Below are 4,424 nucleotides of genomic sequence, written 5' to 3'. Positions count from 1 at the left end.
GGACGACAGGATTTGAACCTGCGACCCCTTGACCCCCAGTCAAGTGCGCTACCAAGCTGCGCCACGTCCCGATGCGCCGCACACGGTGAACCGCGTGATCGCGCAGGTCAACCCTACCGCATGTGAGCGGTGCTGCCGGTCCGCCCGGATCGGCCGCCCCGATCGGCCGACCGGATCGGCCGACCAGATCGGCCGACCGGATCGCCGGGGCTCCGGCCCGGTGATCGATGAGCCGCATGTTTGTCCTGTCAAAAGGTTGACATGATCCCGGCTCCGCGCGGAAGGTGAGCGGGCAGCAGGACAGGACCGGTTCGGAGAGAGGCTTTCATGGTGGATGCGCTGGGTGTCGCCGTCGTGGGATTCGGCTGGATGGGGCGGGTGCACACCCAGGCGTACGCGCGCGTGCGGCACCACTATCCGCACCTCGCGCTGCGTCCGGAGCTGGTCACGGTCGCCGAGGAGGTGCCGGGCCGGGCCGAGGAGGCCGCGGCGCAGTTCGGGTTCGCCTCGACGGCCCGCGACTGGCGCGAGGTGGCGGCCGACCCGCGCGTCGGCGCGGTCAGCATCACCGCCCCCAATTTCTTGCACCGCGAGATCGGTGTCGCGATGGCGGAGGCCGGCAAGCACATCTGGATCGAGAAGCCCGTGGGCCTCGGCCCCGAGGACGCCCGCGCGGTGGCCGACGCGGTCGCCGGGTCGGGGGTCCAGGGCGCGGTCGGTTTCAACTACCGCAACGCGCCCGCCGTGGAGGCGGCCCGGGACCTGATCGCCTCCGGGGAGATCGGCACGGTCACCCATGTGCGCGTGAGGCTGTTCAGCGACTACGCCGCCCATCCGGAAGGCGCCCTGACCTGGCGTTACGAGCGGGAGCGCGGGGGCAGCGGAGTGCTGGGCGATCTGGCGTCGCACGGCGCCGACCTGGCCCGCTTCCTGCTCGGCGACATCGCCTCGCTGACCGCCGACACAGCGGTCTTCCTGCCCGAGCGGGCCCGTCCGGCGGGTGCCACGGCCGGCCACTCCCGCGCCACGGGCGGCGAAGTCGGCCCGGTGGAGAACGAGGACTACGTCAGCTGCCTGCTGCGGTTCGCCTCCGGGGCGCGCGGGGTGCTGGAGGCCTGCAGGGTGTCGGTGGGCGAGCAGAACAACTACGGCTTCGAGGTGCACGGCACCGAGGGGGCGGTGTTCTGGGACTTCCGCCGGATGAACGAACTCGGCGTCAGCCGTGGCGCCTCCTACCAGGACCAGCCCGTCAGCACGGTGTACGTCGGGCCGGGGGACGGGGAGTTCGGCGCCTTCCAGCCGGGGGCGGCGAACGCCATGGGGTACGACGATCTGAAGGTGATCGAGGCGTACCGGTTCCTGCGCTCCGTGGCGGAGGGGGTCCCGTACGGGGCGACCCTGGCGGACGCGGTGCACAGCGCGGTCGTGCTGGACGCGATGGCGCGGTCGGCGGAGAGCGGGGCGTGGGTGACGGTGGGCGGGCCGGGGGTGCTCTGACCGGTTTCCGCGAGGGATCTGGGGCGCAGCCCCAGGGGAGGGGCCGTGGGGGCGTACGCCCGGCGGTTCCTCACGTGTTCTCCTTCCGGCCCAGCCACACCTTGACCGGCAGCAGCACCAGCCACCACCACATCGCGGCGGGCCCGATGAGCAGGGCCAGCGGGATGGTCACCAGGAACACCACCACCGTCGCGCCCAGGTCGACGGCGTAGAGCGCCTCGTCCCGCACGGGCGCCGCCCCGCCGCGCAGCCAGGGCCGGCGGACGACGAGGGCGGCCAGCGCGAGGTGGACCGCGCCGAGCGAGGCGACCGCCGCCGAGTAGATGACGACCGAGGCCGGTTCGTCGCCGTACTCGGAGACCAGTGCCGTCGGGAAGGGAAGCAGCGCCGCGAGCCCCAGTCCGAGCACGGTCAGCCCGATCACGTCCCCGTCGACCTGACGGACGCTGCGGAAGATCGCCCGGTGGTCCCGCCAGAAGCCGGCCAGCACCGCCAGACTGATCGCGTAGGCGCCGAGGTTGGGCAGCGTGTCGCGGAGGGCCCGGCGGTACTCCCCCGGGTCCAGTCCCCGCGGCACGGAGATGTCCAGCACCAGCAGGGTGATGGCGATGGCGAACACACCGTCGGCGAGCGCGACGAGCCGTTCGGGCCCGCCGTCCGGGGTCGGTTTCCTCATGCGCACGACGGTAGGCAGGCCCCTCCCGGCGCCGCGGCATACACGCCTGGGCCGTCACCCGGCCAACGCCGGAGACGGCATGTTGTAGGGGGTGACGACCTGGATGGCGGAGGGCGGGGTGGGGCCGGCGGGCGGCAGGGCGCCGTGGGCCCGCATCACGAGGTGGCAGGCCTCGCGCAGGTCGTGCCGCAGGTCGTGGTGGAGCACGGCGGACAGCCGGTGCTCGCGCAGCAGCCGGGTGTTGTCCTGGTCGAGGTCGTGGGCGACGAACACGGCGCACTCCCGCCCGGCGTCCTCGAAGGCGCGCAGCGTGGCGATGTTGCCGCCGCCGATCGAGTAGACGGCGCGGATCGCCGGGTCGCGGTCCAGGGCGGCCCGGACCAGGTCGTACTGGGTGGCGTCCAGGCCCTGCCCCTCGGCGATCTCGACGAGGGCGCGGCCGGGCTGCCGGACGCGCATGGCGCTGCGGAAGCCCATCTCGCGCTCCTCCTCGTTGCGGAAGAAGCCGCTGGAGAGGCTGGTGAGCACGTTGCCGGGCCGGTCGCCGAGCCACTGCCCCACCAGGTAGGCGGCGGTGGCGCCCGCGGCCCGGTTGTCGCTGCCGACATGGCCGATCCGGGCGCTCGCGGGCAGGTCCGTCACCAGGGTCACCACCGGGATGCCGGCCGCCGCGAGCCGGCCCACGGCGGCGGTGATCCCGGGGACGTCGGGTGCCTTGAGGAGGACGCCCTGCGAACCGCGCCGGGCGATCCGGTCGAGGACGGCGACCAGTTCCTCCGCCGGGCCGGTCTCCCGGAAGTGGAAGCGGGAGCGGACCACCGCCGGGTGCAGGGAGGGCAGTTCGGCCTCCAGGGCGGTGCGGACGGCCGTCGAGAACCGCTCCGGCGACTGCATCACGATGTCCAGCATGAAGGTACGGCCGACGAGCCGGACCTGGGTGCGCTGCCGGTCGAGGTCGGCTATCGCCCGGCGCACCTCCTGCGCGGTGCTCTCCCGCACTCCTCCCCGGCCGTTGAGGACACGGTCCACCGTGGCCTCGCTCAACCCTGCCTGACGTGCGATTTCCCTGATCGGGAAGGGGTGGCCCATGCGGCGGCTCCTGAGGGGTTTTTGATGGCTTCCTGCTGGTTGTTCGAAGGGTTTGTACTGACAAGAATGACACCAGCCGCGTCGCTCCGTGACCAGAAGGGACGACCCCATGTCCGCATCCTCTTCCGTGCAGGCCCCCGCACCGGCCGCCTGGCTGTCCGAACGGGACTGCGACCTGGACGCGCTGCGCGCCCTGGTCGAGCAGCAGACCGATCTCGCCGCCCATCCGCACGCCTCCGCCGTCGAGCGGAACGTGCTGCTCTACGACGCGGAACGGCTCGCCCTCGCCGACCGCCGTGCCGTACAGGCCGAACTGGTACGGGCCCTCGCCGACGGCCCCGGCATCGTGGTGGTCCGCGGCGCGTTCCCCGACCCGGCGGTCGTGGACCGCGCCACCGCCGTCTTCGACGCCCTGATCGCCGAGCAGCGCGCCTCGGGCACCGCGGCCGGTGACCACTTCGCCAAGCCGGGCGCGAACGACCGGGTGTGGAACGCCCTGGAGAAGGCGGCCCTCTACGACCCGCAGGCGTTCGCCGACTACTACGCCAACGACGTGATCGCCCTGGTCTCCTCCGCCTGGCTGGGCCCCGGCTACCAGGTCACCTCCCAGGTCAACGTGGTCAACCCGGGCGGGGCCGCGCAGACCGTGCACCGCGACTACCACCTCGGCTTCCTCTCCAACGAGACCGCCGCCCGCTACCCCGCGCACGTGCACCGCCTCTCCCCCGTGCTCACCCTGCAGGGGGCGGTGGCGCACTGCGACATGCCCGTCGAGTCCGGCCCGACGCTGTACCTCCCGCACTCGCAGAAGTACGGGCCCGGCTACCTCGCCTGGCGCCTCCCGGAGTTCCACGCGTACTTCGAGGAGCACCACGTCCAGTTGCCGCTCGCCAAGGGCGACGCGGTGTTCTTCAACCCGGCCCTGTTCCACGCCGCGGGCGCCAACCACTCGGCGGACATCCGGCGCATGGCCAATCTGCTCCAGGTGTCGTCCGCGTTCGGGCGGGCCATGGAAAGCGTGGACCGCGAGGCCGTCACGGGCGCCGTGTACCCGGTGCTGCTGGGCCGCAAGGCGGAGGGAGCCGGCGAGCAGTGGCTGGAGAACGTGATCGCCGCGAGCGCCGAGGGCTACCCCTTCCCGACCAACCTCGACAACGACCCG

The 4,424-nt window shown here is 72.7% G+C and carries 4 protein-coding genes and 1 tRNA gene; 2 read left to right on the top strand and 3 right to left on the bottom strand.

Translation table 11 applies throughout. The features are described 5' to 3' along the window. Positions 1 to 71 (bottom strand) — tRNA-Pro (locus tag IE172_RS31250). Between the two features lie 256 nt (positions 72 to 327). Between IE172_RS31250 and IE172_RS31245 the strand changes: the two genes are divergently transcribed. Further along, complete coding sequence (locus IE172_RS31245; RefSeq protein ID WP_190100704.1) at positions 328 to 1,497, top strand: Gfo/Idh/MocA family protein; 1,170 nt, start codon at positions 328 to 330, stop codon at positions 1,495 to 1,497. 70 nt (positions 1,498 to 1,567) lie between these two features. Here the strand turns inward: IE172_RS31245 and IE172_RS31240 are convergent, their stop codons facing one another. After that, positions 1,568 to 2,173 (bottom strand): TMEM175 family protein, encoded by a 606-nt coding sequence (locus tag IE172_RS31240; protein WP_190100703.1) that lies wholly within the window; start codon positions 2,171 to 2,173, stop codon positions 1,568 to 1,570. Between the two features lie 54 nt (positions 2,174 to 2,227). Further along, on the bottom strand, positions 2,228 to 3,262 hold the full coding sequence (locus IE172_RS31235; protein ID WP_190100702.1) for a LacI family DNA-binding transcriptional regulator: 1,035 nt from the start codon (positions 3,260 to 3,262) through the stop codon (positions 2,228 to 2,230). A 109-nt stretch (positions 3,263 to 3,371) separates the two neighbouring features. On the opposite strand from IE172_RS31235, the gene IE172_RS31230 reads away from it, so the two are divergent. After that, positions 3,372 to 4,424, top strand: a 1,053-nt coding sequence (locus IE172_RS31230; protein WP_229886640.1) for a phytanoyl-CoA dioxygenase family protein, incomplete at its 3' end; no start/stop codon positions are given.

It is taken from the genome of Streptomyces griseoflavus (assembly GCF_014649995.1).
Classification (GTDB): domain Bacteria; phylum Actinomycetota; class Actinomycetes; order Streptomycetales; family Streptomycetaceae; genus Streptomyces; species Streptomyces griseoflavus.
The sequence above is the reverse complement of the archived record's forward strand: the minus strand, read 5'-3'. Positions and strand labels throughout refer to the sequence as shown.

Excerpts from the sequence above, each read along its gene's own strand:
- IE172_RS31240 (WP_190100703.1), bottom strand. The coding sequence starts at position 2,173 with ATGAGGAAACCGACCCCGGACGGCGGGCCCGAACGGCTCGTCGCGCTC.
- IE172_RS31245 (WP_190100704.1), top strand. The coding sequence starts at position 328 with ATGGTGGATGCGCTGGGTGTCGCCGTCGTGGGATTCGGCTGGATGGGG.
- IE172_RS31235 (WP_190100702.1), bottom strand. The coding sequence starts at position 3,262 with ATGGGCCACCCCTTCCCGATCAGGGAAATCGCACGTCAGGCAGGGTTG.